Annotated in this window: 24 protein-coding genes; 15 read left to right on the top strand and 9 right to left on the bottom strand. The window is 35.9% G+C overall.

Annotated elements, in window-relative coordinates:
* Positions 1-59: 59 nt before the first annotated feature.
* Complete coding sequence (locus tag QMN76_RS03480; RefSeq protein ID WP_282065737.1) at positions 60-3,044, bottom strand: esterase-like activity of phytase family protein; 2,985 nt, start codon at positions 3,042-3,044, stop codon at positions 60-62.
* A 55-nt stretch (positions 3,045-3,099) separates the two neighbouring features.
* Complete coding sequence (locus tag QMN76_RS03485; protein WP_034336338.1) at positions 3,100-3,396, bottom strand: YciI family protein; 297 nt, start codon at positions 3,394-3,396, stop codon at positions 3,100-3,102.
* 138 nt (positions 3,397-3,534) lie between these two features.
* On the opposite strand from QMN76_RS03485, the gene QMN76_RS03490 reads away from it, so the two are divergent.
* The 7 genes from QMN76_RS03490 to ccmI all read left to right on the top strand — a co-directional run bounded on the left by QMN76_RS03490 (position 3,535) and on the right by ccmI (position 8,862).
* Positions 3,535-4,290 carry a heme ABC transporter permease gene (locus tag QMN76_RS03490; protein ID WP_051461777.1) on the top strand — a complete coding sequence of 252 codons (756 nt, stop codon included), beginning with the start codon at positions 3,535-3,537 and terminating at the stop codon, positions 4,288-4,290.
* An 11-nt stretch (positions 4,291-4,301) separates the two neighbouring features.
* Positions 4,302-4,442 carry a heme exporter protein CcmD gene (gene ccmD, locus QMN76_RS11000; protein WP_084051490.1) on the top strand — a complete coding sequence of 47 codons (141 nt, stop codon included), beginning with the start codon at positions 4,302-4,304 and terminating at the stop codon, positions 4,440-4,442.
* Complete coding sequence (ccmE, locus tag QMN76_RS03495; RefSeq protein ID WP_034336335.1) at positions 4,439-4,933, top strand: cytochrome c maturation protein CcmE; 495 nt, start codon at positions 4,439-4,441, stop codon at positions 4,931-4,933. The genes ccmD and ccmE overlap by 4 nt, the downstream gene beginning before the upstream one ends.
* 185 nt (positions 4,934-5,118) lie before the next feature.
* Positions 5,119-7,095 carry a heme lyase CcmF/NrfE family subunit gene (locus tag QMN76_RS03500; protein ID WP_282023899.1) on the top strand — a complete coding sequence of 659 codons (1,977 nt, stop codon included), beginning with the start codon at positions 5,119-5,121 and terminating at the stop codon, positions 7,093-7,095.
* A 1-nt stretch (position 7,096) separates the two neighbouring features.
* The gene (locus QMN76_RS03505; protein ID WP_282023762.1) at positions 7,097-7,642 is read left to right on the top strand and encodes a DsbE family thiol:disulfide interchange protein; all 546 of its coding nucleotides are present in this window, start codon (positions 7,097-7,099) and stop codon (positions 7,640-7,642) included.
* 11 nt (positions 7,643-7,653) lie between these two features.
* A complete protein-coding gene (locus tag QMN76_RS03510; protein ID WP_034336329.1) occupies positions 7,654-8,115 on the top strand; it encodes a cytochrome c-type biogenesis protein in 462 nt (153 codons plus the stop codon).
* Positions 8,116-8,121: 6 nt separating this feature from the next.
* A complete protein-coding gene (ccmI, locus tag QMN76_RS03515) occupies positions 8,122-8,862 on the top strand; it encodes a c-type cytochrome biogenesis protein CcmI (protein ID WP_282023761.1) in 741 nt (246 codons plus the stop codon).
* Positions 8,863-8,900: 38 nt separating this feature from the next.
* Here ccmI and QMN76_RS03520 read toward each other — a convergent pair whose 3' ends face one another.
* Both QMN76_RS03520 and QMN76_RS03525 read right to left on the bottom strand, forming a co-directional pair.
* On the bottom strand, positions 8,901-9,419 hold the full coding sequence (locus QMN76_RS03520) for a hypothetical protein (RefSeq protein ID WP_034336323.1): 519 nt from the start codon (positions 9,417-9,419) through the stop codon (positions 8,901-8,903).
* Between the two features lie 153 nt (positions 9,420-9,572).
* Positions 9,573-9,752, bottom strand: a complete 180-nt coding sequence (locus QMN76_RS03525; RefSeq protein ID WP_034336320.1) for a (2Fe-2S)-binding protein — start codon at positions 9,750-9,752, stop codon at positions 9,573-9,575.
* Positions 9,753-9,972: 220 nt separating this feature from the next.
* Here QMN76_RS03525 and bfr point away from each other — a divergent pair, with 220 nt between their 5' ends.
* On the top strand, positions 9,973-10,452 hold the full coding sequence (gene bfr / locus QMN76_RS03530) for a bacterioferritin (protein ID WP_034336318.1): 480 nt from the start codon (positions 9,973-9,975) through the stop codon (positions 10,450-10,452).
* A 663-nt stretch (positions 10,453-11,115) separates the two neighbouring features.
* Here bfr and QMN76_RS03535 read toward each other — a convergent pair.
* Positions 11,116-11,259 (bottom strand): hypothetical protein, encoded by a 144-nt coding sequence (locus QMN76_RS03535; RefSeq protein ID WP_282023760.1) that lies wholly within the window; start codon positions 11,257-11,259, stop codon positions 11,116-11,118.
* A gap of 256 nt (positions 11,260-11,515) precedes the next feature.
* Here QMN76_RS03535 and QMN76_RS03540 point away from each other — a divergent pair, with 256 nt between their 5' ends.
* Both QMN76_RS03540 and QMN76_RS03545 read left to right on the top strand, forming a co-directional pair.
* Positions 11,516-14,227 carry a M16 family metallopeptidase gene (locus tag QMN76_RS03540; RefSeq protein WP_282023759.1) on the top strand — a complete coding sequence of 904 codons (2,712 nt, stop codon included), beginning with the start codon at positions 11,516-11,518 and terminating at the stop codon, positions 14,225-14,227.
* 62 nt (positions 14,228-14,289) lie between these two features.
* Positions 14,290-15,336: a glycosyltransferase gene (locus tag QMN76_RS03545; protein WP_034336314.1), complete on the top strand. Its 1,047-nt coding sequence runs from the start codon at positions 14,290-14,292 to the stop codon at positions 15,334-15,336.
* Positions 15,337-15,396: 60 nt separating this feature from the next.
* Here QMN76_RS03545 and QMN76_RS03550 read toward each other — a convergent pair whose 3' ends face one another.
* Positions 15,397-16,515, bottom strand: a complete 1,119-nt coding sequence (locus QMN76_RS03550; protein ID WP_282023758.1) for a quinone-dependent dihydroorotate dehydrogenase — start codon at positions 16,513-16,515, stop codon at positions 15,397-15,399.
* Between the two features lie 112 nt (positions 16,516-16,627).
* The gene (locus tag QMN76_RS03555; protein ID WP_034336311.1) at positions 16,628-18,184 is read right to left on the bottom strand and encodes an inorganic phosphate transporter; all 1,557 of its coding nucleotides are present in this window, start codon (positions 18,182-18,184) and stop codon (positions 16,628-16,630) included.
* 451 nt (positions 18,185-18,635) lie between these two features.
* On the opposite strand from QMN76_RS03555, the gene cysG reads away from it, so the two are divergent.
* On the top strand, positions 18,636-20,033 hold the full coding sequence (gene cysG, locus QMN76_RS03560) for a siroheme synthase CysG (RefSeq protein ID WP_282023757.1): 1,398 nt from the start codon (positions 18,636-18,638) through the stop codon (positions 20,031-20,033).
* 102 nt (positions 20,034-20,135) lie between these two features.
* Positions 20,136-20,459, top strand: a complete 324-nt coding sequence (locus QMN76_RS03565) for a hypothetical protein (RefSeq protein ID WP_034336304.1) — start codon at positions 20,136-20,138, stop codon at positions 20,457-20,459.
* A 53-nt stretch (positions 20,460-20,512) separates the two neighbouring features.
* On the opposite strand, the gene grxB is transcribed toward QMN76_RS03565, so the two are convergent.
* Complete coding sequence (grxB, locus tag QMN76_RS03570) at positions 20,513-21,163, bottom strand: glutaredoxin 2 (protein ID WP_034336301.1); 651 nt, start codon at positions 21,161-21,163, stop codon at positions 20,513-20,515.
* Between the two features lie 113 nt (positions 21,164-21,276).
* Here grxB and eco point away from each other — a divergent pair, with 113 nt between their 5' ends.
* Together eco and QMN76_RS03580 are read left to right on the top strand one after the other, a co-directional pair.
* A complete protein-coding gene (gene eco, locus QMN76_RS03575) occupies positions 21,277-21,783 on the top strand; it encodes a serine protease inhibitor ecotin (RefSeq protein ID WP_084051487.1) in 507 nt (168 codons plus the stop codon).
* Between the two features lie 107 nt (positions 21,784-21,890).
* Complete coding sequence (locus QMN76_RS03580) at positions 21,891-22,664, top strand: glycosyltransferase family 25 protein (protein ID WP_034336297.1); 774 nt, start codon at positions 21,891-21,893, stop codon at positions 22,662-22,664.
* A 1-nt stretch (position 22,665) separates the two neighbouring features.
* Here QMN76_RS03580 and QMN76_RS03585 read toward each other — a convergent pair whose 3' ends face one another.
* Positions 22,666-24,438, bottom strand: coding sequence for a hypothetical protein (locus QMN76_RS03585; RefSeq protein ID WP_282065738.1), 1,773 nt, complete (start codon positions 24,436-24,438; stop codon positions 22,666-22,668).
* Positions 24,439-24,594: 156 nt separating this feature from the next.
* On the opposite strand from QMN76_RS03585, the gene QMN76_RS03590 reads away from it, so the two are divergent.
* Positions 24,595-25,725, top strand: coding sequence for an asparaginase (locus QMN76_RS03590; RefSeq protein WP_282023755.1), 1,131 nt, complete (start codon positions 24,595-24,597; stop codon positions 25,723-25,725).
* Positions 25,726-25,890: the final 165 nt, after the last annotated feature.

Raw genomic sequence — 25,890 nt, forward strand, 5'->3', positions numbered from 1 at the left:
TCTATCAAAAAGGGAATCTATTTTGAAAAAAGATTCACTTTTTAAAAATTATAATCTACTTACTCTACTAAATAAGAGCCAGTTTCTAAAATCTGGATGGATAAAATTGTATTTTTAGCACTCTCTATTGAGTTTAATGGGATTAAAGCATTCCCTGATGTCCATCTGGCATGAGTTTGAGACTGGGGTAACCATCCAGACAGATCACCTCCAGATAGATGGGTATCAATAATATGTTTATGATAATCTTGATGTCTTGTGATATTACCTACTAAAACACCATGAACATAACGGTTATCTGAAAAAGGTCCGTAAACATCACATGGACGATAAGTTCTAGATACCAAACGAACATTTTTAACGGTTGATGGTAACTCAAACAAAGCCTCTTTATCCCCAATCTTTATAGGAGCAATCTTATTCCCATCATCCGTAATTAAATATAAATTAGGATTATTCGTTCTTTCTTTTTTTCCTTGAACAGGCTGAACAAAGTGCTTATCTGCACGAAGATTTAAGTAATCAAAAATAGCTTTTGCACCACCTCTTTTTGTAATTAAAGGTGCTGCTGCGTCTCTATCCCAATCTTTTGAATTAGATAAAGCATAATTACTAAGCGCTTTGCTGGTAAAATAATGACGGTTTCCTGTATCTAAATAACTTTCTGACAAAGCACCATTCGCTGAAATAATACTGTGTCGTTCTAACTCTATATGGTAATAGTCATACGTTTTAAATGAATGATCATAAAATATTGTTTTTCCATTCACCAACAAACGAACAGGAACAAAACAACCATCAAAAACCATACAATGCTCGGCGGTTACGTATAAGTCAGCAAAAGGCACGCCTTCTTCAAATGCATTTCGGCGAATGCAAACAGGATATCCAGCTAAATCATCATGTTTATATGCAACCACGGTTGTTGTTTGTTTCCCCACCCAAGTCACCTGACGTAACTGCCAAATATTATTATGCCCCAGGCTATATACTAAATCTCCAGGTACAATATCCTCAACACGCACCATTCCCTGTTGCGCACGAATGAAAGTTCCCGCTAGAAAGCAAGCATCTCCATCGTCTAATACCAAACTAATAAACTGTGTTTTATACTGGCTTGCATTAAAATTATTATCAGAAACTAAAATTAAAGACTGACGGCCATCTGGTAATTTAGGCCCTAGGGTCATTCCTTCTAAATTATCAATCTTTGTTTCATTCGTATTAAGTTTATTGATAATTGAAGGATCTTGTGAATCAAATATTTTAATTTTTTCCATTGTTTTAGTATTAGTAGAATTTATATTTTCTATATCTAAAACATTTTGTGCACCCACTAAACTAACCTTATAAATACGCACACGACTTCTAGCTGCTCCTTGAGAAGCACCCACTTGATTCGTATTATCCCCTCTTTCCATAACCAAAAGCGTATTATTATCCAAGGATAAAATTTCAGATATACCATTACTGGTTGCATCAATTGTGGATGGTCTATCTGTATAATATGCGTATTGTGCAACTATGTTACCATTAGCATCATATTTTGTAATTCGAGAATATCCTGTAGCATCTCCTGTTAAATTACGCTCCATAGAAACATAATAAGATCCATCAGGTGCAAAAGTTGACCCTTCCAAACTCAAATTATCTTGCGCACGAGTAGCAATATTATTTGGAACTGCAATTTTACTGACCGAACCATCTTTATGATAATGATATATTCCAGAGGGTTTTTCCTCTGTTGTATACCAAAAACCATCTCCATTAGGATCAAGGCGAATAGATTCAGCATCAGCAATCGATTGACCTTTTTCATTAAGTAAAGGTTGCGCACTTACGAATTCTACTTTTGGTATAGAATTTACATCTGTTAATCCGGTTAATTTAATACGATATATTACAGATTCTCCAACTGAAGCACCAGGGTAACGTCCAGATTGATGATCAGATTCAACAATGTAAGTATCTGTTTTAGGATCATAATCAATCCCTGATAATCCCCCTATTGTATAAGATAAATTACTAGTCGGGTCCGTAAAAATATAATCAACAGGCAGCCCAACCTGATTTAAATAATGAAGCTGTAATGAATCATATTGAGGCTGAATAGCAAAACTTGCAAATTGTGTTTTTTCTTGAGTTTCGCTGTTTTTATTACCAGACACTAATATTAAAGACGATCTGCCATCAGATAAGGTTGGCCCCAAGCTCATCCCTTCAATATTATTAAATTGAATTTCTTTGGTATTTGAACTTTGATTAATAGGTGGCTTTATTGAATTGAAAATTAATTTTTTTAATACAGGTATTGTATTTTCAGAAGTTAAATGAGAGATATTTAAAACATTTTGTGCATCATTAAGATTAATCTCATAAATCCTGACGTGGCTTATGGAACTGTCTGTCAAAGCGTTTTGACGTTCACCAAACCCTCTTTCCAAAACCAATAATTGCTTATCATTTAACGCAAGTATTTCTAAGATTCCATTAGGGGTAGCATCTATATCGGAAGGCCTGTCGGTATAATATGCATATTGTGCAACAACATTCCCTTCTTTATCAAACTTCGTTATGCGTGTATATCCTGTTGCATCCTTTATCAAATTCCTTTCCATTGACACAAAATATGACCCATCAGGAGAAAAGGTTGACCCTTTGAAACTTTTCTCTGCTGGAATTGTATCAAGCTTTGTTTGAGAACCATCTAAATGATAATGGTAAATACTAGGTGACGTTTCTTGAGTTGTTACCCAAAATCCATCCCCCTTGGGATCTCTTCGAATAGAGTCAATATTATTAATTTTTGAGAGATCAAGTGCATTTTTTTCAAATTCTATTTGTGGTGAACCATCTGAATTATATAGCCCTGTAAATTTAAAACTATACACAGCGGTTGGTTTACCATCATCCCCAAAGTCTGATTGAGCAAAATAAGTATCAGTGACAGGATCATAATCAATTTTTGATAATCCGCCGACTTTATAATCATCATAAGTGAAATCCGTAGGCAAATCAGCCTGATTTAAATATTGAAGACGCATCTTGTTCTCTACCTTGAAATTTTTTTATTATTTACAACTTAATATTAATTATTGATCACAACCCCAACATTTTACCTTCATAAGCCACCAGTTTGTAAGGACGAATAATAACACTCTCAAACAGCCCAGCTTTAGCGTAAGGATCACTTATTGCAAATCCTTCAGCAGCTGGACGATCTTCCATATCAATCACTATCAAAGATCCACAACTTTGCCCTTTTTGATTTAATAAAGGGCCGCAAAGCTTTAAATATTTTTCATAGGTTTTTAAATATGCTAAATGTTCTGGACGCACAGCCATTCTTAATTCTGTACAATCAGGTTTATCAGTGCACATAATAACAAATAACATTTTTATTTCCTTATTATAAATTCATTAATAATTACTTATTATGCATATAAAAAATCATCATTCTACTTGTAAAATTGAAAAAAAAATCTTTCACTAGTAATACTATGTTAATTTTTGTTCTATGATATATATCTTTAAATGACAGATACATCTTTGCCACCTCAACAACAATCTCGCTTTAATATCCACCGCCTAGCCAATCCTGGATTTTTTTTGCGCTTTGCAACAATCATTCAACCTTGGATTAATGTTAGTGCAGCACTATGCCTAGTTATTGGCCTAGTTTGGGGACTATTTTATTCGCCCGCTGACTGGCAACAAGGGGACAGCGTTCGAATTATGTATATTCATGTTCCTATGGCAATCCTAGCCAGCGGTGGTTATTTTGCTTTGGCGGTCTGTGCCTTATGCTCATTGATTTGGAAACACCCTTTGGCTGATTTAGCCGCAGAAGAAATCGGCCCTGTTGGTGCTGTCATTACAGCATTATGTTTAATTACAGGCTCTTTATGGGGGAAACCCATGTGGGGAACATGGTGGGTATGGGATGCCAGATTAACCTCTGTTTTAGTTTTATTCTTTTTATATTTGGGGCATATTACCTTGTTGCATGCCTTTGATGATCAACAAAAAGGATATAAAGCTGCAGCTATTTTAGCTTTGGTTGGCGTTTTTGATTTACCTATCATTAAATTTAGTGTTAATTGGTGGAACACTTTACACCAACCAAGTACATTCAGTTTGACCCATGCACCTTCAATGAGTTTTTCAATGATGTGGCCTTTATTTTTTTGCTTTGCAGGGCTTGCTTTAGGTTTTATTGCATTGGTATGTATTCGATTACGAACTGCTATTCTTGAACGTCAAATCCGTCACATTTTATTAAATGAATAGGCCATTCCTTTATGACCCATTTACCTTATTTGATTGCTGCTTATGGAATTACTATTATCGCTCTTGGAACAATTTCCTTGCATTCCTGGACCAGACTCAAACAAGTACAAAAAAAACTTTCCCAGCTGCAAAATAACAATAAGCCATCATGAAACGTAAAACAAAAAGATTATGGATTACTCTGTCTGCTATGGGTTCTTTTGCCATTGCCATTATTTTAATCCTTTCTGCTTTTTCCAGTAATCTTGTTTATTTCAAAGCGCCTTCACAGCTTATTAACCATCCTACTGAACAAGGAACAACAATCCGATTAGGAGGAATGGTTATGGCTAATTCTTTGCATTACTCACACAAAGATCAAACCCCTACAGCACAATTCAAAGTAACCGATGGTCAAGCTGCTATTGAAGTGCATTATACTGGTATTTTACCCGATTTATTTCGTGAGGGGCAAAGCGTTATTGCTATTGGCAGTTTGGATAAAAACAATGTTTTTACTGCTAATGAGGTTCTTGCTAAGCATGATGAAACCTATATGCCCAAAGAAGTTGCCGAAGCACTCCGTAAAAGTGGTAAGTGGGATCCTAAATATGGCCCTCCACCTGATGCCCAAACCTGGGATCATATGACAAAACCAAAATAATAATATGAGTTTTTTTATTACCTACTCCAATATAAAAACTCATCCTTATTTTTAATATAACGCTGTAAATATCAATAAAACCTCAACTTAGTTTCAATTTTCTTATTTTCTTTTAAAACAGCTTTCGTTAAGAATGATTTTTTGCCTTCACCCATAGACTTTGGATAAAGACTGTGATCTCAAAAATATTAAGCCCAGAATTTGGTCATTTTACTCTGGCATTGGCCTGTTGCCTTGCAGGAGCACAATGTTTAATCCCGCTGATGGGCGCCAAAGTCAAAAATAGTCGTTTAATGGCTTTGGCTTCTCCTTTGGCATGGGGACAGTTTTTAGCATTGACGTTGGCTTTTGCATGTTTGGTCACAGCTGCGGTTACAGATGATTTCTCTGTGCAAAATATCTTGCAAAACAGTGCTGTTGATAAGCCCTTACTTTATAAAATCACAGGGGTTTGGGGAAATCATGAAGGGTCTATTTTACTATGGGCTTTTATCTTGGCATTCTTTGGCGCCATTGTCTCTACCTATAGTCAGCATCTTCCGCTTTCTTTACGTGCCAAAGTCATCGCGATTATGGGTGGCAGTGCCGCTGGATTTGAGCTTTTCTGTTTAACCACGTCCAATCCTTTCCTTCGTGTATGGCCAGCACCTTTGGATGGGCAAGGTATGAATCCTTTATTACAAGATCCTGGGCTGGCCTTTCATCCCCCTATTCTTTATATGGGTTACGTTGGTTTTGCAGTCCCCTTCGCCTTTGCTGTTGCAGCTTTACTCGAAGGTAAAGTTGATGCGGCATGGGGACGTTGGGTACGTCCTTGGACAGTATTGGCTTGGGCATTATTAACGTGTGGCATTGCCTTGGGGTCTTGGTGGTCCTATTATGTTCTGGGTTGGGGAGGCTATTGGTTTTGGGATCCTGTAGAAAATGCATCTTTGCTTCCATGGTTGACAGGAACCGCTTTGTTACATTCTGCTTTAGTAGTGGAAAAAAGAGAATCGCTCAAAATCTGGACGATTTTGCTGGCAATAGGCACATTCTCCCTTTCTTTAAGTGGAACTTTCTTGGTTCGCTCTGGTATTTTAAACTCTGTACATGCTTTTGCTTCTGATCCTGCCAGAGGGGTATTTATTTTATTGTTATTAGCCGTCATTAGTGGTGGCGCTTTGTTACTTTTTGCTTGGCGTGCACCGACATTGACATCAACAGGAATATTTGCTTTCTTTTCACGTGAAGGTTCTATTGTCTTAAATAATATTTTACTCTGCACCATGTCAGCAGTGGTTTTAACGGGAACCCTTTATCCCCCTTTTATTCAGCTGATTAATGGTCAAACCCTTTCTGTTGGTAAACCCTTTTTCGATAATGCCCTTATTCCAATCGCGCTCTTTTTATTCTTGGTTATGGCAATAGGCCCTGTCATCGCGTTTAAAAAAGGAAATATCAAGCAAACAGCAAAGACACTGGGATTCGCAGCATGCTTATCCATTTTAAATGTTGTTATTGCTTTCCTTATTTTACACCAAATTATACCCGCGCTAGCTAGTGGCCTTTGTATATGGATTATACTGAGCGCTTGCTCGGACTTTATTAAGCATATTGCTTTGTTTAAAACTTCAATTAGCAATAGTTATAATCGTATAATCGGACTGCCACGCTCTTTTTATGCAACGTATATTGCACACATAGGCGTTGCCATTACAATCTTAGGCATTATTGGCATGGCCGCCAGCCAGCAAAAAATCGTTGAGGTGCCTATTGGAACTACTATTCATTTAGCTGGATATGATTGGACCTTAACTAATGTAGATGATCGCCAGGGCCCTAATTTTATTTCCACTGAAGCGGTAATCAAAGTTTCAAAAAATGGCAAACCAATCACTTGGATGCTCCCTTCGCGCCGTTTCTTTGATCGCCAAAAACAAGTGATAACAAATGTGGCTATTCATACAAATTTAATGTCTGATCTTTATGCAGTTTTAGGCGACAGCAAAAATAGTACCCAAACAACGCCCTTATTTGTCTTGCGTCTACATTATAATCCTTTGGCTCCTTGGATTTGGATTGGTGGATTTATTATGGCTATTGGTGGGTTTATTACTTTAACGGATCGTCGTTTCAGAGTTGGAACCCCTGCCAATAGAAAAAAAATAAAGGAAGTTTGAAATGCAAGACATTACCCGTCGACGTTTATTATGGTCTCTTCCCTTTGCCACCGCCGCTGTTGCAGGTGGTGGTTTTTTGGCCATGCTTTCTGGAATACGCAAAGGCAATTTTGATCCCAAAGAAATTAACACACCCATTTTAAATAAACCTATCCCTGCCTTTTCTTTGCCAGCTCAACCACCATCCACAGGGTTTAATCAACAAGAATTGCAACAACAAACTAAACCTATTTTAATTAATTTTTTTGCTTCTTGGTGCATTCCCTGCCTGACTGAAATGAGTGTGTTACAACAATTATCCAGCCATATTTCGATTTGGGGCATTGCTTACAAAGACAAACAAAACTCAGTCTCGGGTTTTTTAAAACGTAACGGAAACCCCTATCAACGTATCGGACAGGATAATAATGGTAATGTTGGGATTGAGTGGGGTGTTTCTGGTGTGCCAGAAAGCTTCTTGGTTATGCCAGGAGGCATTATTAAATGGCATTATCCAAAGCCATTGACCGTTAACTCCACCCAAACGCTTCTTTCTTTATTAAAGTAAGGAAAAAAATCATGCGTTTTATAACTTTTATTTTCCTTTTTTGTCTAGGCCTCTCTGCTCCAATAGTTGCTTTTGGAATAGACAGTCCAGATGAAATGCTGAAAAATCCTGTGCAAGAACAACGCGCTCAACATATTGGCGCACAGTTAAGATGCCTAGTTTGCCAAAATGAAAGCATTGAAGATAGCAGTGCAGATCTAGCAAAGGATTTACGTAAAGTGGTCAGACAGAGAATCAAAGGTGGCGATAATGATCAGCAAGTCATGCAATGGATGGTAGATCGCTATGGAAATTTTATTCGTTTAAGTCCACCTTTTACCCTAACCACAGCTCTTTTATGGTTCATGCCTGTATTGGGATTGGTCATAGGATGTGTGGTGGCATTTGTTACATTGCGCAAAAAAAATAAAATAGCCAGTACAGAACTAAGCAAAGAAGAGCGACAACGTCTCTCCGAGTTAATGAAAGAGTAAAACAAAATGTTATGGATCGTTATTATTCTTTTTAGCTTACTTTGTTTACTTCCTTGTTGGATAACATTATACAAAGCCCCGACAGTCACCAATGCACAACAATCCGCATTGCGTGTTTACCAATCACAGCTAAAAGAACTAAAAAATGATTTAGAACATGGATTAATTTTAAAAACGGAATATGATCAAGCTCAGCTTGAAATACAAAGAAGACTACTTAAAAGTGACCCCTCTTCTGCAACAACAGCTCCCTTACAATCTGTGTTATCCACAAGCGGATTTGTGGCCATTGCTTTGGGACTTTTATGTATTCCTATGGCGGCCATGGGATTGTACATAATGAACGGCGTTCCTGCTTTACCCGCAGCACCCTTGGCACCAAGAATGGCCGAGCAAGAAGAAATGAATCAAAAAATTGTTCCTTATATTGAACAATTAAAAGCCAAATTAACAACCTTATCAGTGATGAATCCAAAACGAGTAGAGGGATATCTACTCTTGGGTAAAATTGAGGCTTCTCGGGGTAATTTACCTGCTGCTGTAGTGGCATGGAAAGAAGCTTTAAATCAGCAATATGATCCCAACCTTGCAGCTCAAATCGCTGAATTACAAACTCAAATAGAAGGAAAAGTCTCAACTGACAGCGTTAATTTATTCCGAAAAGCTCTGGAAGCCGCACCTCAAGATGCTCCATGGAGAGCGCTTGCCGAGCAACGCATTACTCAATATGAAAAAACACATCCATAGTATAAAATTGTTCTGGCTTTTCAAACTACAGTAATCTGTTAAGAAAATGGATTTTCAGAGAATACAGCTTTACGATGTTCCTGTTTTTTAGGTGGGTTAACATTACATGACACTAGATAAAGTCCACAGACAGACAAAATATTACTGATACAATAAAATAAAGTAATGCGCCCCACCAAGGTACCTGCGGTCATCCATATATAAACACTATAAAGCGCGAAGGGAATCGAAATAATTCGAATACCAAACAAATGGTAACGTAAGGGATTTACAAAGCCCTCCCTAACTAATCCTTGGCTTTGATGTACATAAGCATAAAAACAGCTCATCATCACACAAGACATTAAATTATAAGTTGAATGAAACAGTCCTACACCATACAAAAACATGGGTAATAACAAAAACGCAAATGAGAAAATTACTGAACCCAATACTAAGTTTGTACCCACACGCAGATTCATCTTTTCACCTGGCAAACGATTCGCAAGAGGTTGAAAAAGCGTATCGAGTATCCAAAAGTCAATTTTGACCAATATATTATCAGTATTTTTTGACATTATTCCCTCTAGATGCCGTTTTTCAATTCATTCATTAGTAATAGATATAACCAACAAGGTAAATTAATTTTCAATTCTACATTAAAAAAAACAAAAAAAAGCCCGTTCATTACAAACGAGCTGAGATAAGTTCAAGAAACAAAATATATAAATCTATGCAGGAACAGCGTCTTTCTTGTGCTCTTTAAGCATATTAACAATCCTGTTAACACACCGACCACAATCAGGTTTGCACCCACAAGATTCATAGACCGCACTAGGGCGATCTGCACCGCCCTGAATTGCGTTACCAACATCCCTATCAGTTAAAGCCCTACATGAACAAATATACATTGCCAAAACGCTCCAAGACAACAAAGTTGTTAATAATGATATTAATAACCATTCTCAACTCTATTGTCTAGTCTTTTTTTTAAAAAAAATTGAAAAAATGAATTTTATTTCACTTTATGCTTTTTACTTATGTGAATAAAAGTGGTATGGTAACCAAGTAAGGTTAATAAATAGCCTACAAGAAACAAAATATAATTATAACTTTCCTAGAGAAACAAAAATGATCAAAGACAAAAAAGTTATTGAATTTTTAAATATTCAATTAACCAACGAATTAACTGCTATTAATCAATACTTCATTCATTCTCGTACTTTAAACCATTGGGGCATCACAAAACTCGGTAAAAAAGAATACCAAGAATCTATTGAAGAAATGAAGCATGCTGACACGATCATTGAACGTATCTTAATGCTTGATGGTCTTCCAAACATGCAACGATTAAACACCATTCAAATTGGTGAAAACGTTGAAGAAATGTTGCAATCTGATCTCGCATTAGAAATCAAAGCTTGTAAAGACCTTCGTGAAGCAATCGCATATTGCGAATCTGTTCATGATTTCGTTAGCCGTGATCTTTTCTTGGGTATCCTTGCATCGGAAGAAAGTCATATTGATTTTATTGAAACACAATTCGATTTGATCAAACGTATCACTATTGAACGTTATATCACTTTAAATTCTGACGATTCAGCAGAATAATCATTATCAGTAAAGACGGTTTACTCCGTCTTTACTGATATATCGAAATAATTCGATAATCGAATCAGAAGATAATATTTTTTTCTCTAGCATTTATCACAATAAGCTTAGATAACTCATACAGCATGTTTAACATACCACTATTAACTAAATAAGATGACCTAAGGCTATAAGATACTTTGTCTGAACGTAAAAAACAAAAAAATGCTAGCTCTTCAAGATAAGTAAACCGTTTAATAGTCGCGTATTTAACTGCGACAAATTCTAGATATTCCTTCCCAATCTTCACCAGTATCTATAGTTAATTCTTTAACTGTTTTAATTCAATCAGGTGTTAAAGTTAAAGCAGGATTAATACAATTAATACAAATGTTATCCTTGATAACTTCAGTTGTTTACGTTTTTAGAAAACATCATCAAAGCTACTTTGGTAACGTTACAAATTGGTTTATACCAAAAAAGTTGAACTGTGCAAAGCCCAATAGAACTGCCATTTACCTTCAAATGCTTCCACTATGGTTTCGTTTAAACATCTACCAGTATTGTTAACTCGTATATCCGCTCCGCCAAAGATTTTATTAACAAGAGATGCAATGTTATCAGCACCCTCAGCCTATAGCCACGTCAGAAGAAATAGGGTTACCCCTCACATCAAATTTATCTCTAAGAGACTTTTTCCGCCTCTTCTAAACATCTCTTTTGACGAGCAACCAAAGTAATATGTACATTAGCAAACCCTTTGGCAACTGCCCGCCCAATAACTGCGCGGGCTCCTGTAATAACTGTAACTTTGTCTTTTAGACCCATATCGATAATATTATTTCTTGTTTAACAATCTAAAATAGTTAGAAAGCTATTGAAACTATTGATTTTTTAAATTTAATTTCAAACCATATTTCATAATGATTACAAATCACTTATTTAATCAAAATTATTAAGATCCTGTCTATACTAAATACACCAATCACTGAGTAATCATAATCACCGATATTAATTTTACTAAATGCCTTTTTTCCATTAACCTACTCTTAATTATATCAATAAATACAGGACGACAGTAACGATGAAATTAACATTGGGTACAGCGACGCTTTCTCTTGCTTTACTGGCATCGACCCCTTTTATGGGGACTCTTTCTTTCCCTCAAAATGCCTATGCACAACAATCAATACCAGAATCCTCTGTCCTTGTTAAACAAGATGTACTCCGAAAAACACTTGGGAACGGTCTGCGTGTTATTGTCGTCAAGGATCCATTAGCCCCAGTCGTTACCGCACAAATCAGTTATCTTGTCGGTTCTAATCAAGCACCCAACGGATTTCCAGGTACTGCTCATGCTTTGGAACATATGATGTTTCGCGGTAGCACAGGTTTAGATAAAGATCAACTTGCTGTTCTTGGGGCACAATTAGGTGGCAGCTATAATGCTTTTACCACTGAAAACATCACCCAATATTATTATACTGCTCCTGCTGAAGATTTAAACATTATGTTAAAAATTGAGGCTTTACGGATGGGTGGCCTCAGTATCAATGCTGCTGATTGGGAAAAAGAACGTGGAGCAATTGAACAAGAAGTTTCCAGAGATTTATCAAACCCAATTTATAAATACGTCTCTGAACTACAAAAGATTATGTTTGATGGCACACCTTACGAGCATGATGCTTTAGGAACCCGTCCATCTTTTAATAAAACGACTGCCGCCATGTTGCGCAAATTTTATGAAACTTATTATGCTCCTAATAATGCTATTTTAGTTATTTCAGGAGATATAAATCCACAACAAGCCATTGAACAAGTTGAAAAAGATTTTAGTGCTATTCCTCGAAAAGACATTCCTCAAGCAAAACCCTTTACGTTGAAACCAATCAAAGCACAAACTTTAACCTATCCAACTGATTTTCCAACCAGCCTTGTTACCATTGCATGGCGTATGCCTGGTGAAAAATCGAAAAATTTTGCTGTTGCTGATATTTTAAGTGATGTTATTTCCAGCCAACGTGGAGCCTTATATGGCTTGGTTCCGCAAGGCAAGGCGCTTATGGCAGATTTCGAGTATGTTCCCAAAGGTGATGTTGGATTTGGTGTTGCTATTGCTGCTTTTCCAAAAGGGCAAGATTACAAACCAGTTTTGAATGAAGTTAAACAAATCTTACAAAATATTCACGATCACGGAGTTCCTTCTGAACTTGTAGAAGCCGCAAAGCGTAAAGAAATAGCAAGCCTTGCCTTCTCTGCCAACAGCATTACTGGACTGGCCAGTTCTTGGTCAACTGCTTTGGCTTTTCAAGGATTAAATGATCCCAATGAGATGGCTGCGGCTTATCAAGCAGTTACACCTGAACAAGTCAATGCGCTGGCTAAGCAAATCTTAAATCCTGAAGAAGCTATTACCGCTATTTTAACACCTGAAAATTCAGGAAAACCAATTTCTAACAAAGGCTATGGCGGAGCGGAATCTTTTGCTTCGGTTCCAGATAAACCTGTTAAACTTCCAGAATGGGCAGAAAATGCGCTTAAAAAGCTTAATATTCCCAAAGAAAGTGCTGCTCCAACCGATATGACACTCAGTAATGGTATACGTTTAATCGTTCAACCTTTACATGTCAGTAACACCATCAGTATTTTTGGAGAAATTAGACAAAATCCAAGCTTGCAAGAGGGTAAGGATAAAGAAGGCATTGCTGATATTACTGATGAGATGTTCAAATATGGAACCAAAAGTCTTGATCGCTTGGCATTTAGAAAAGCAGTCGATGATATTGCAGCAGATGTCAGTGCTGGCAGTAGTTTTTCCTTGTCTGTATTAACCCCAGAATTTGACCGAGGTGTGCAATTGCTTGCTGACAACGAGCTTAACCCTGCTTTCGATCAAAAATTCTTTGATATTGTCAAGCAACAAACCTCTCAATCATTGGTGGGATTATATCAATCTCCTGGCTATCATTTCAGCAGAGCAATTACAAAAGCCATTAATCCACCCAATGACCCAAGCTTGCGTCAACCTAATCCTCAACAAGTCATGAAACTAACATTGAATGATTTAAATGAGTTCTATAAAAAATCATATCGACCAGATTTAACCACCATTGTCGTTGCGGGGAATATTACTCCTGAACAAGCAAAATCCACTGTTGAAAAATATTTTGGTCAATGGAAAGCTGAAGGGCCAAAACCTGATCTTAATATGCCTAAGCGCCCAAACAGCAAAAGCTCTTATGTCCATGTCCCAGACAAAAGCGCTGTGCAAAATAGCGTTGCTTTGGTTGAAAGCATTGACCTAGATATTCACCATCCAGATCATTACCTTTTAAATCTTGGAAATGAAGTGTTAAGTGGCGGTTTTGCTGGGCGCTTCTACAAAGATTTACGGGTAAAGACGGGCTATGTATATAATGTAAATAGTGATTTTACTTGGTCTCAAACCAGAGGCGCTTATAGTATTACCTTTGGTGCAGACCCAGACAAGGTTTCCTTGGCACGCAAAGCAGCACTAAAAGATCTTAGCGCTATGCAAACATCGCCAATTACCGAAGATGAACTGCAACTGGCCAAAGCCTCTTTGCTACGCAGCATTCCATTACAGGAATCAAGTGTTAGTGGGATTGCAGGTCGTTATCTGACTTATACGAGTTTGGGACTGCCTTTAAATAGTTCACATCTTGCTGCTGAAAGCTATTACAAAGCCACCGCAGTTGATGTACAAAAAGCCTTTCAAACTTATATCCGCCCACAAGACCTTGCTCAAATTATCAAAGGTCCTGCAACTCCATAATCACTATATTCTAAGGGTCACATATTCTGGCCTTTAGAATACTATTTATTCAAGGTAATATTATGCAGCATGCACAAGAATGGTTTGATTATATTCTGAGTTCTCAATGGGTAGAGTTAGGAAATAATAACCTTATTCAACCCCAAAGAAATGCTGATGGTATATGGACACTTGGGAAAATTACTGTTTGTGATCAAGATATATTAAATGCTTGCCCTTCTTCTGATATCTCAAATCTTCAAGAATTCCATATTCTCCACGATTCTTGGAAAGCTGCCTCTTTTAAAATTTATAGACCTTTAATTTATTTTTGTGCTTTTGGTAAAAATGAGATCTTTGAATGTGTATATACAGCTATACAATCATTAATAGAATTTGGGCATTGGCAGCATGATATTGCAATTCTTACTTCAGAAGATAAAAAAGACGATTTCCAATTATTACTACTCCTCGCTTCTTTGAATCTAAAAAAAAGATTACACCTTATCATAGTCCCTGCTTCAGAAAAAATTGACTGGTATATATCAAGATATCGTATAGACCATCCTATATTTAAAAAAGCACAACCTATACTTTATCTTGATACAGATATAATGTGTGATGCTCCATTAGATGAACTTTTAATTAGCCTTATTAATAGCCCTCTTATTCATGCATGCAAAGAGGGGGTAATTGATGAAGGTGGTCCAGAAACCAGTGGATATTGGTATGGATGGCGGTTAATGCAAGAAGACCATGTTCCTTTTAATCCTAAAGGGTTTGGTTTTTCTTCTGGAGTATTACTTTTTAATAATACTAAAACAACACAACCATTTTTTGATATGATTAGAAGATCCACTAATGGATTTATCCAAAAGAATGGATATAACGGCGTATCTTATGACCAACGTTTTGCTAATTATATTTTATTAAAATTTAAGCAAGTAGAAATTAATATATTGGAAAAATGGGTGTATTTATACCGTATTCCGCAACAAACTACACTTACACCCAGTGGCAATAATAAGAGAGGATTGGTTCATTTTTTAAATTCTTCAACTGAAAATAAACTAATCACAATGAAAAAATATCTAAATGATCTACGTTTTCGCGCAAAATACAATAATTAGTATAATATAGAACTATCTTCTTTAATTATAAGATAGCTCTAAAATTATTATTTTCTGACTTTAAAGAGCTACCCCTTTTAATTCAGAAATATTTTGAATATTTTCTCGACTTAAAATCTCTATTATTTCTTGCTTCATATTTTGAACTAAACTTGGGCCCTTATAAATCAAAGCACTATAAACTTGTGTAAAGTCTGCTCCATACATGATTTTTTCAATCACATCAGCACCCGTTTCAATTCCTCCACACCCAATCAATGTTAATCGGCCTTTGGAAAGACGAGCCACTCTGGCCAACATTTCTGTGCTTTTTTTGCGAATTGGACGTCCTGATAATCCTCCAGGCTCATAACGAAAATCTCCCTGCAAATCATCAGGACGGGAAATCGTTGTGTTCGTTAAAATTAACCCAGTAATTCCCGCATCTATTGCCGTTTCGACAATAGCTTCGACTTCTTTTTCCTCTAAATCTGGTGCCAACTTCACTAGCAAAGGGGGATGCGCTGGATGTTGATCTTTAATAGCTGCCAAGATTTTTCGCAAACGTGAGGGATGCTGTAAGTCCCTTAACCCTGGAGTATTGGGGGATGAAAGGTTTAGGACAATATAATCTGCATAATGAGAAACTATACCCACAAGATAGGGATAATCTTTTTCAGGATTTGCCCCAATCTTGTTAATCCCGATGTTTACCCCGACAGGGATATGAACTTTTGTTTTAAATGGTCCATGAATATTACGTATACGTGCTAATCTTCCGATAACACGATTAATTCCATCATTGTTAAATCCCATACGGTTAATAATTGCGCCATCTTCAATCAAACGGAACAACCGAGGTTTAGGGTTACCCTCTTGTGGGCGAGGTGTCACTGTTCCAACTTCAACAGCACCAAAACCAAGCCTGGATAATGGGGAAATTACCATTGCATTTTTATCAAATCCTGCTGCCAGTCCTATAGGGTTGGGAAAAGATAACCCCATAGCGTTAATCTTTAACCTTGGATCATCCTGCCAAGGTTTACGCCCCCCACAAAATCCCAGTAACAAGCTAGAAATTGCTAAATTATGTCCTGTTTCAGGGCTAAAACATCTAAATCCTTTGAATATCCAGGGATAACAAAATGAAATTACCTCTTGTTCAAGTTTAGATACTCTATCTCCGATTTTTGACTTCATTATTTAATTCCCAATTATGCAATATCTCAAAATAAAAACAGATCCCATCACAGAATCTGTTTTTTCATCTTACCTTGAACTCTATCAATTGAAAGGCGCTTGACCTAAATTCTTAAAAGAATTTCAAAAATAACCAAAACAAACAACCTGATAATATAATAGACATCGGTAAAGTTAGTACCCAAGCCATCGCCATATTCCGAATGGTCTTCCACTGAATACCATTTCCTCGGCCTACAGAAGTCCCCGCAATAGCAGAAGTTACAACATGAGTTGTACTAATGGGCATATGAAACTCATTTCCCATTTGAATCATCGTCATGGCAACAGTTTCTGCAACTGCACCTTGACCATAACTCATTTCATGCTTACCAATTTTTTTACCAACCGTTACCACAATGCGTTTCCAACCCACCATAGTACCAAGACCTAATGCAATCGCAACGACCACTTTGACCCAAGGGGGAATAAATTGAATGGCAGTAACAATATCACTCTCAAAATTCTCTATAATTTTTTCTTGTTCTTTAGGTAGATCAGCTTGTAAGTGCGTAAAATGAATTAAATTTTGATCTAGTAAATATAAATTATTTCTTAGATTTGTTTGGTTTTCTACAGGAACTTCTCTAAAAGTTGTTTTATTACCAACATCTACTTGAATGAGTTTCAACATTGTTCTCATTGCAGGAATAGTATCGGGTAACAAATGATTTTTTTGAATTGTTTTTGTTAAAATAGCGCGACTGTCTTCTAATGATAATACAGTATCGGAACCATAATTCGCCAAAATCTTATCTACGACAATTGCCTGATGCGTAAATTCTTCAACCTGTTTTGAAGATACTGCATTATTTAAAGCATATGCTGTGGGAACAGTTCCGATCAAAATCAACATAATCAGCCCCATTCCCTTTTGACCATCATTAGAGCCATGGCTGAAACTGACACCCGTACAGGTTAAAATTAATAACAAACGCATAGGCCAAGGCGGGGCTTTCCCATCTTTAGGAGCTTGATATAAGGTTGGAATGGGTAATAAAACCCGCATTAAATTCATACATAATAATGCAATAACAAACCCTGCCAAGGGGCTGAAGATCAACGCTTTAAAAACTTGTAATGCTTGCCCCCAATCTACTCCACTAGCAACGCTATCCCCCATTAATAATTGATTCATTAATCCAACCCCTAGGATTGAACCAATCAATGTATGAGATGAAGAGTTAGGAATACCAAAAAACCACGTTAATAAATTCCAGATGACTGCTGCTAATAATAAAGCAAAAATCATTGAGAATCCTGCTTCGCTTCCTACTTTTAATACCAGTTCAATAGGAAGTAAGGAAATAATTGTATAAGCAACAGCACCACTAGATAATAAAACCCCAATGAAATTCCATATACCTGACCAAATCACGGCAAAAGTGGGAGGCAGTGAATTACTATAAATTACTGTTGCAACAGCATTAGCTGTATCATGAAAACCATTTACAAATTCAAAACCAAGTGCAATAATTAACGCCAAGCCTAACAATAAAAAAGCCAAAGACGATGAGTGTGTGGAACCAATGAGATCCTCACGCACATGTAGTATGGTATAAATAATTGCGCCCAATAAAACAGATAAAAAAGCAATCGTATTAAGCAGCGATCGATTACGAAGGGTCATATTTTAAACTTTTTTTGTATGAAAAGTAAAAATTGTTTCTAAGAAAATCATTTTATAAATGCTTTATAATTTTAAAAACAAAAGAAAATAAGGGTATGTAAATAGATAATCACTTTTAGTAAATAAACGACGAACCTGTATATAGGATCTCATCGGGAATATCCTGACCTTATTAAACAATAGCAATGAGTTTTATCATCTTGGTTTGACTTTACAAAAGAACCCCGCTCATCACAAGAGGGCAAGCATGAGAAAAAAAAAAAACTTATATAGCGTTATAAAAAAATAACAGTTTTTATATTAACGCTCTTAATACTCCTCTTCCATACTATAGTTTTCTGATTTCACAATTAAAAAAACAAGTTCTCTTTTAATCAAAATAAAATTAAGATATGAACATTAATTATATATTCTTACTATTTCCCTTAATGATAGGTTTTATATTCATATTATGAATTCCCCCTCTCCCTTTTCTTATTTTCCTATTACATTACGCATTGATAACTCCCGACTTGTTATTGTCGGAGGTGGGCAAATAGCAGCTAGAAAAATCCGATTGCTGTTGGATAAGAATGCCCACATAGAAATTTTTGCACAAGAATTATGTCCTGAGCTCCAGCAACTAGAGCAACAAGGGATCGTAAAATTTTATGGAAATATTAAAGATAAAGAACATTTTAAACACCATATTCGCAGTGCACGCTTAATTTTTGCTGCTACCGATGATCAAACATACAATTCTTATATCTCTGAGTGGGCACAAGAGTGTAATATTCCAGTATGTGCCGTTGATAACCCACAATATTCCAGTTTTATTACACCCGCAATCATTGATCGAAATCCTGTTCAAATTGCTATTTCAACAGGTGGGACTGCCCCCGTTTTAAGTAGACGTATTCGTGAAATCATAGAACCCATTATCAATCAAACCACAGGGCCTTTGGCACGTTTTATGGGAAAACATCGCCATTGGGTAAAAAAAAACCTTCCTGTCACTGAACAGCGCCAACGTTTATGGGAACGATTTTTAGATGGCCGTGGCACGTCTTTCATCGAACAACATCAAGAAGAGCAAGCTTTTGCGCATTTACAAGAATTAATAGAACATCATGACTTGACAAAAGGTGAAATATGGCTGGTTGGTGCTGGCCCTGGTGATCCTGATCTTTTGACCTTAAAAGCGCTTCATTGTTTACAAAATGCAGATGTGATTTTATATGATCATTTACTGTCCAATGAGGCCCTAAAGCGAATTCGTCGTGATGCTTTGTTGATATATGTTGGTAAGCAAAAAAAGAAACATACCCTACCACAACAAAGTATTAACGAGCTGCTAATTGAACATGCGTTAAAGGGAAAACGTGTTTTACGATTAAAGGGCGGAGACCCTTTTATCTTTGGCCGTGGTGGTGAAGAAGCAGAAGCCTTGGTCAAAGCTGGTATTCCTTTTAAAATTATCCCAGGAATTTCTGCTGCCAATGGGTGTGCATCCTATAGTGGCATTCCTCTTACTCATCGCGATTGTGCACAGGCTTGTTTAATTTTAACAGGGCATACTCAACATGAAGGTGAATTAAATCTGCCTTGGGAAAGTATGACTGATCAACAGCAAACACTTGTTATCTATATGGGGTTAAGCACTATTTCTCAATTATGCCAAGAGCTAATTGATAGGGGTATGCCACCCTCATGGCCCGCGGCTGCTATTCAAAACGGAACTTTACCTAATCAACAAACCCTTATTGGGACACTAGGAAATTTACCACAATTAGTGCAACAAGCTCATTTTAAAAGCCCTGTGTTGCTTATTATTGGGAAAGTTGTTGAGCATCAAGTTATTTCGCCTTAGTAAAATTTAAAAGTTTCTATTAAAAATACATTCATTCATATAAACTTTATATTATACTATATCACAAACATTATTTATTAATTTTATAGATTGGATCAACATATGAGTGAACAATGCATTTCCAAAGAAGATTTTCAGCAACTACAACAAGAAGTTAAAAATTTAAAATTAGAAAATCAACAACTTAGTGCTGCACTTTTATTAATGCAACAACTGATTTCTGCCTTTGCAGTCGATTTAAACCCTATCGATCGAGCAGGATTAATTCACAATATTGACAATAATTTTAAAGAACTTGGTGCAGCAGATACTATTCCTTTATCTCCTACGCCATCACGCCCTTCTACTGCATTAAATGTAGCTCTAAAATTGCATCAAATGAGTAAAATTTCTGAGATGTTCAACCAAACAAAAGACTATATCTAAGCATGATTTTGAGGCAATATATTTTATCAATATACTGTCTCTGCCTTTATACCTTAATTGGCAAATTCATCATTTAGTGGAATAAAACAAGTTTCAGAAGCCTTGTTCCGCCATCTGTCGACAGTAGGACCATAAACCAACCCTTTGATAATAGACAAAGAATGCAATTGTGCAAAAAGAGAGAAATCACTCATAGAGAGATCTCTTTCAAGATCAATCAAAGGATAATCAAATAAAATATCTTCTAAATCATCAATAGCTCGTTGAGCTCTTTGTAACAAAGCTGGATCAGCTAAATCTGACATAAAACCTCTGCCTGAAGGGTCCTTATTATTATGAAAATATTTTCTAGATTCTTCTGAGCCAAATTCAGGGAAAGGTGCTCGTATCCAACGAGGATAAGTTAAACGATAAATAAAACGCTCTACCCCTTTGACCCAATCTGTAATCTCATCCACTTCTGGTATAATCACTTTGGGTTGACCTAGATTCTGATCAATAAACTGAATAATGTCTTTGCTTTCTGACATAAAAACATTTGGTTTATATTCTAAAACAGGCAACAACTTACGCCCTACCATTTGCATAGGAGTTTGAACATCGTCATATAATAAATAAGCAACCTCAACAGGATAATTTTTTAAAACAAAAACCATTTTTGTCATGACACAAAAAGGACAATGTTCATAAATATAAAGTTTCATAACTTATCCAAATCAAGGTTATTCTTCAAAAAAAACAGAAGAGGTTTCTCAGCAGCTCTTGTAAGCATTATGCTAAAATATTTCTTTACACCATTATTTTCAAGGAAAATAAAATGCACTTTTTTAAAAAAACTTCACTTTCAAAATTTAGTTTGTTTTTACTATGCTGTTTTTCTATGATTTTTTATACAATGACAGGCAATGCAACAAACAAAAAAGACCCTATGTCAATTTGGCCAAAAGCAGAATTAGGGTATAAAAGAGTTGTCATTCAACTTCCGACTTTAAAAGACGAAGACGCATACCGTGTTGAATTAGTTCCACAAAAAACTATGAAAGCAGATTGTAATCACATCATGATCAACGGAAAGATTGAAATAAAACCTTTGACTGGATGGGGATATGAATATTATGTTTTAAGCCAAATATCTCAGCCAGCATCTACAAGAATGGCATGCTTTCCCGCAGTCACACAGTCAAAATCAATTACCATTCAAACGGATTTATCTTTTATAAGATATAATAGTAAACTCCCTATTGTTGTTTATATTCCAAAAGACGTTCAATTATCTTATCGTATATGGTCAGCTGCTCCTTTACAAAATGCTGAAAATAAATAACGCTCATTACCAATATTATTTTTTTTACTTTTTTTCTTTAAATCAGTTGCGAGGAGTTATATATAACTCCTATACCATCCTTATATATGTGATCTGATGAGGAACATATGTTACCAATCTATCTTATTAACTTGCAACGTCATACCGAACGTCTAGAGCAATTCAAAGCAAATAATCCTTTTTTAATTAAGCATTTAAATGTTTTTACTGCTTATGACGGATATCGTTTAGCACGTAGACAACTGATTATGGATGGTTTAATTACAGATCGAAATAACTATGACGCAAGATCCCTTGGTATTTTAAAATCTCATTCAGAACTTTGGAAAATTGCAGCAAAAAGTGAGCATGGTATTACTATCATGGAGGACGATGTTATTGTTCACCCTGATTTTATGAAAATGAATAATGAGCTAATCGAAAATAAACAAAAATATGATATTATTGCTTGGGGATATAATCTTGATTGGCCTATTCGCTTGCAAACAGCCAAAGGCCTGCCCTCTTCTTTAATCTCATATTTGGTTAAGGTTGGACAAACTGATCAATTTCACGGATTTAATCAAATTGGATCTTATGGTGATAAAATAGATAAAGAAACCTACCTATCACAAACGATAACACCAAGCTTTATTCCTACCAAAATGTTTGCGGGTCTTCCTTGCTATTCCATTACACCTCAATGCGCACAAGCATTGCTTGATCAATTCCCAATTGATATTTACAATATACACTTTTATGGTGCTGTTTGTGCGAAAAATAACGAGTCAGGAATAGACATCACCCTGGAATATTTATACCGCAATATGAATGTTGTAATAGCATCTCCATTTTTAGCTTATTCTAATAACGAAAAATTAACAAATACGCCAAAAGAATAAATTAAGACATAAATAATGTTATCACTGCCTTTTTAATAGATAAATCTTTTGGCTTACCATACGCTGAATTCTGAGGCATATAAGCAACCACAAATGTAATTTTATCCCCTTGTTCTACAGGATAAGTCATTGCAAAAGGAAGTTGTTGATGCGCACACACTTGATGAGTTACATCGTTCACATACGGTATTAATGGTAGTTCTAATTGTGTTAATGGATAAATATCATTTTTTTGTTGTTGATTGCAGGCAATATTTAATAAGAACATATCCCCAGCATGATAAGAGATAGGCTCAGATGGATTTAATTGTTCTTCTGGAAATAAAATCCATCCTTGAATATGCAACAAACCATCCGCAGGTGCTTTCCAATAATGATCATCTTCAGACCAGTATTGTTGCCCATCTCCATTTAAATGTTGTTTATTATCTTTAACCGTTAAATTCTTCCAAATTATTTTTTTATCTAAAGTTACAGGAATATTTTCCCTTTCAAACTGAAATCTTGTATATGTCTCTGTCCCAAGATGTTTATTATCAAAAGGAGCAACATTTTCTTCTTTATCGGAAGTTACAACAGGCCTAATTTCCACAATATTATCTGTAGTAGATTTGCTTGTTTGAATATTTGGATTAAATGAAACTGGATATAAGTGTGGCCTTGAGGTAGATGCGGGACGTGGTGGCAATCGAACCTTATCTTGAGAATCTTCAGTAGAAAATAAAGGCTTCCAATCACTGGGGGATTGAGGATTATCCTTAATCGCATACAGTAACACCAAATCTGAATAGCTTTTATAGTCATAGCATAAAATCAAAGTTCCTTTTGTCACATGAGTAGGTATCTCTTTGATCGACAAAGGAGCAATTTGCAAATAATCAGTAGAAACTAGTTTAGCTGATACAACTCCAGGCATTCCGATATAAATATTTTTAGGTTTAGCCTCAGTAGAACCAACATATAAACTATGACCAGCCATCATGCCTTGGGATGTAAACAACATTCCCTCTCCCAAAGGATGACCAGCTATGATGGCTTTGGTATAAATTGAATCAGTGCTGATTTCACCTTGAACAGACAAATTACCTTTGCCATTAGACTTTATCTTACCTTGATCAGAATGAATTTGATTTAAAATCATTCTCTCACCAGGGTTTTGTGCATCAGTGTAAACAGTCATGACTGGTTCAGTCACTCCGTTCATAACGAATAAAGGTATCCATGATTGTTGTTGGTTAACTTGTCTATATTCCCATAAATAACGATTATTCAAGTTTAATATCATATCCCCTTCAATCCAAGGCTCTTGGTCCTCTTGAAGATAGTTTGCTTCTGGATTACGATCTAAAGCCCATAAACGGCATGTTCTTTGCCCTTTATCAATATCGACTTTATTTTTAAAATCACTGATAATCGTTACTAAAACAGTAAATTGATAAGATTGTTTAGTATTTGTTTCAACTTTAAACAAAAGAGTTGATTTGCAATTGTCCCATCCCCCATCAATTATGACAGTGAATTGAGTTAAATTATAAATGAATTCTTTTAACCCAAGTGAGGAATCCCCACTTTCATAACTCACTTTTTCGATCGATTCATTTGGGTGTAATATCAAACTTAAATCAAATAAATATGAAGCGGATTGACGCTCTAATTTATAAATAAAATCAAGCTGATGACCATTTTGTAAGATAGGTGGAATTAATAATCGCTGCTGAGGGCTACTATTTCTTAATGTTGTTTTATTTTTATTTTTAAACCACTGAAACACCATAAAGCCACCTAAGAAATTGAACTGTAATTTTTATCTTAAAAATAACGAAGCTTTTAATTTATGCTATTTTAATCAAAAGCAAAACAGATTACAAAGAATCAAACATAATTATTTCTGATAACCTGCTTTATCATATAAAAACGACGGGTTTATGCTATGCAATATATAACAGACAAAATAACGCTTAAATATTTATTTGGATTAACTTGCTTGGGGCTTTCATGCTTTGTACAGCCTATATCCGCATCTCCTTCTCAAATACCTTTAGAGGCAAATGCTATGCACCATGCTATCCAAGAAAAAGCAACAATTCTTATTTTGACTACGGGTGGCACGATTGCTGGCCAAGCAACCAATGATAAAGAATTAGGGTATCAAGCTGCACAAACATCTGGCGAATCTTTGATAAAATCAGTCCCTGCACTTAAAAATGAAGCAAATATAGAGGTATGCGCTATTTCTCAAATCGGTTCTCAAGATATGTCAGATCATGTTTTGTTGGATTTAGCTCATCATATCCAAAAAGCTGAGGAAAACCCAAAGATATCTGGTATTGTTATTACACATGGTACTGACACCATGGAAGAAACTGCCTTTTTTTTAAATGAGGTCATTCCTCACCATAAACCTATCATCTTAGTCGGGGCAATGCGTCCAGCAGGTTATGCAAGCGCAGATGGAAGCGCAAACCTTATCGATGCGGTTAAGGTCGCATCAAATCCGTTGGCACAAAACCGTTCAGTTATGGTAGTCATGAATGATTCAATTTTTGCAGCACGTTCTGTGCAAAAAATGAATACACAAAATCTTGATGCTTTTCGGGCTCCTAATATTGGGCCTATTGGTGTTGTTAATACTGAGCATGTTCATTTTTTCCAACCTGCAATCTCGCAAAAATCAACTACCTTTATGCTTCCTAGCCAAGCTCCATTTCCTCGGGTAGACATTATCTATTCTCATATACAAATGGATGGAGGGCTTATTGAAGATGCTGTAAAAAGAGGTGCAAAAGGCATCATACTCGCTGGCGTTGGTGATGGAAATACATCAGCTGATGCCTTAAAAGCATTACAAGAAGCTCGAAAAAAAGGGGTAATTATCGTCAGATCGACCAGAGTTGGCAGTGGTTTTGTTAATCGTAATGTTGAAGTGAATGATGATCAAAATCAGTTTATTGTTTCAGAAGATCTTAATCCTCAAAAAGCACGACTATTATTACAAATTCTACTAGCCAATAAAATTAATAATCTTGATCAAATTCAAAAATCTTTTTCTATATTATATTAATTAAAGACTTCAAAGAGGAGGATCTAATCCTCTTTGAAGTTTTTAATTTCTTTGATATTTCAACCATAATGATCCAGAAATTATTCAAAAAATAGAAAAAGCTTGATATAATTGGTCATTTCTTCTTAGAATATGCACGTTTGTTTTATATCTATAACTCAGTAA

This window comes from Commensalibacter papalotli (ex Botero et al. 2024), assembly GCF_947179115.1.
GTDB classification, from domain to species: domain Bacteria; phylum Pseudomonadota; class Alphaproteobacteria; order Acetobacterales; family Acetobacteraceae; genus Commensalibacter; species Commensalibacter papalotli.

Excerpts from the sequence above, each read along its gene's own strand:
- QMN76_RS03480 (WP_282065737.1), bottom strand. The coding sequence starts at position 3,044 with ATGCGTCTTCAATATTTAAATCAGGCTGATTTGCCTACGGATTTCACT.
- QMN76_RS03485 (WP_034336338.1), bottom strand. The coding sequence starts at position 3,396 with ATGTTATTTGTTATTATGTGCACTGATAAACCTGATTGTACAGAATTA.
- QMN76_RS03490 (WP_051461777.1), top strand. The coding sequence starts at position 3,535 with ATGACAGATACATCTTTGCCACCTCAACAACAATCTCGCTTTAATATC.
- ccmD (WP_084051490.1), top strand. The coding sequence starts at position 4,302 with ATGACCCATTTACCTTATTTGATTGCTGCTTATGGAATTACTATTATC.
- ccmE (WP_034336335.1), top strand. The coding sequence starts at position 4,439 with ATGAAACGTAAAACAAAAAGATTATGGATTACTCTGTCTGCTATGGGT.
- QMN76_RS03505 (WP_282023762.1), top strand. The coding sequence starts at position 7,097 with ATGCAAGACATTACCCGTCGACGTTTATTATGGTCTCTTCCCTTTGCC.
- QMN76_RS03510 (WP_034336329.1), top strand. The coding sequence starts at position 7,654 with ATGCGTTTTATAACTTTTATTTTCCTTTTTTGTCTAGGCCTCTCTGCT.
- ccmI (WP_282023761.1), top strand. The coding sequence starts at position 8,122 with ATGTTATGGATCGTTATTATTCTTTTTAGCTTACTTTGTTTACTTCCT.
- QMN76_RS03520 (WP_034336323.1), bottom strand. The coding sequence starts at position 9,419 with ATGTCAAAAAATACTGATAATATATTGGTCAAAATTGACTTTTGGATA.
- QMN76_RS03525 (WP_034336320.1), bottom strand. The coding sequence starts at position 9,752 with ATGTATATTTGTTCATGTAGGGCTTTAACTGATAGGGATGTTGGTAAC.
- bfr (WP_034336318.1), top strand. The coding sequence starts at position 9,973 with ATGATCAAAGACAAAAAAGTTATTGAATTTTTAAATATTCAATTAACC.
- QMN76_RS03535 (WP_282023760.1), bottom strand. The coding sequence starts at position 11,259 with ATGGGTCTAAAAGACAAAGTTACAGTTATTACAGGAGCCCGCGCAGTT.
- QMN76_RS03540 (WP_282023759.1), top strand. The coding sequence starts at position 11,516 with ATGAAATTAACATTGGGTACAGCGACGCTTTCTCTTGCTTTACTGGCA.
- QMN76_RS03545 (WP_034336314.1), top strand. The coding sequence starts at position 14,290 with ATGCAGCATGCACAAGAATGGTTTGATTATATTCTGAGTTCTCAATGG.
- QMN76_RS03550 (WP_282023758.1), bottom strand. The coding sequence starts at position 16,515 with ATGAAGTCAAAAATCGGAGATAGAGTATCTAAACTTGAACAAGAGGTA.
- QMN76_RS03555 (WP_034336311.1), bottom strand. The coding sequence starts at position 18,184 with ATGACCCTTCGTAATCGATCGCTGCTTAATACGATTGCTTTTTTATCT.
- cysG (WP_282023757.1), top strand. The coding sequence starts at position 18,636 with ATGAATTCCCCCTCTCCCTTTTCTTATTTTCCTATTACATTACGCATT.
- QMN76_RS03565 (WP_034336304.1), top strand. The coding sequence starts at position 20,136 with ATGAGTGAACAATGCATTTCCAAAGAAGATTTTCAGCAACTACAACAA.
- grxB (WP_034336301.1), bottom strand. The coding sequence starts at position 21,163 with ATGAAACTTTATATTTATGAACATTGTCCTTTTTGTGTCATGACAAAA.
- eco (WP_084051487.1), top strand. The coding sequence starts at position 21,277 with ATGCACTTTTTTAAAAAAACTTCACTTTCAAAATTTAGTTTGTTTTTA.
- QMN76_RS03580 (WP_034336297.1), top strand. The coding sequence starts at position 21,891 with ATGTTACCAATCTATCTTATTAACTTGCAACGTCATACCGAACGTCTA.
- QMN76_RS03585 (WP_282065738.1), bottom strand. The coding sequence starts at position 24,438 with ATGGTGTTTCAGTGGTTTAAAAATAAAAATAAAACAACATTAAGAAAT.
- QMN76_RS03590 (WP_282023755.1), top strand. The coding sequence starts at position 24,595 with ATGCAATATATAACAGACAAAATAACGCTTAAATATTTATTTGGATTA.